Annotated in this window: 1 protein-coding gene; it reads right to left on the bottom strand. The window is 77.0% G+C overall.

The features are described from left to right. Positions 1-1056, bottom strand: a 1056-nt coding sequence (gene hemG / locus ACYVE9_RS28055; protein WP_461030696.1) for a protoporphyrinogen oxidase, incomplete at both ends; no start/stop codon positions are given.

The following is a 1056-nucleotide window of genomic DNA, read 5'->3' as shown; positions in this document are numbered from 1 at the left end:
GCCGCACAGGGTGAGGCCGGGCACCGCGTCCACCGCGGCACGGACCGCCGCCACGCGGTCCACGTGCCCGACTGCGTACTGCGGCAGGCCGCGCCGCCAGCGGGTGACGGTGGTGTCGACGGGCCGGGCGGTGAGGCCGACGGCGTCCCGGAGGTCCCGCAGCGAGAGCGCGATCAGCTCGCTGTCGTCCCGGTCGAGCAGGGCCTCCTCGCCGAGGCGGCCGACGGAGGTGCGGAGCAGGAAGAGGTCCGGGTCCTGAGCGGCGATCCAGGCCCACTTGTTGGACGCGAAGGTGGACGCCTTGATGGTCCGCCCGTCGACGGGCGGGACCAGGAAGCCGCTGCCGTCGGGCGGTCCGGTGAGGTCGGCGCGGCGGAAGGCCAGCGTGCACAGTGCCATCGAGGCGTACTCGATGCCGGCGAGCACGGATGCGGCAGCGGGCACCTCCCGGGCGAGCAGGGCCGCGGCGGCGAAAGCGGGCACCGCGAGGACCACGGCGTCGGCCTCGCGGACGCCCTGGCCGTCGACGACCTGCCAGCCGTCGTCGGTGCGGTGCAGCGCGCTCACCTCGGCGTCCGGCACGATCTGCCCGCCGGCGCCGCGCACCGACGCGGCGACCGCCTCCGGCAGCCGTCCGACGCCGCCGCTGATGCCCATGAACACCGGGCCGTCGGACGGCGCGGCGGCGGCACGTTCCCGGACGGCACGGGCCGCGGCGAGCAGTGAGGGTTCGGTGCGGGCGGCCTCGTAGAGCTGCGGTACGGCGGCGCGCAGCGAGATCCGGTAGGCGTCGCCGGCGTAGACCCCGCCCAGCAGGGGCTCGACCAGCCGGTCGACGACCTCGCGGCCGAGCCGGTCGGCGACGTAGGTGCCGACGGCGACGTCCGGGCCCATCTCGGTGGGCGGCAGGTCGGGTTCCCGGGCGAGGCGGGCCCGGCCCTCGGGGGTGAGCAGTTCCCCGACGGCGGCGGGGTCGTCGGGCACGCCCATGACGTGGCCGCGGGGCATCGGCCGGATCGCGCCCCTGGTCCAGATGGCACCGCCGAAGACGGCCGG

This window comes from Streptomyces sparsus, from assembly GCF_054776295.1.
This window is presented reverse-complemented; position numbering and strand designations above follow the sequence as displayed.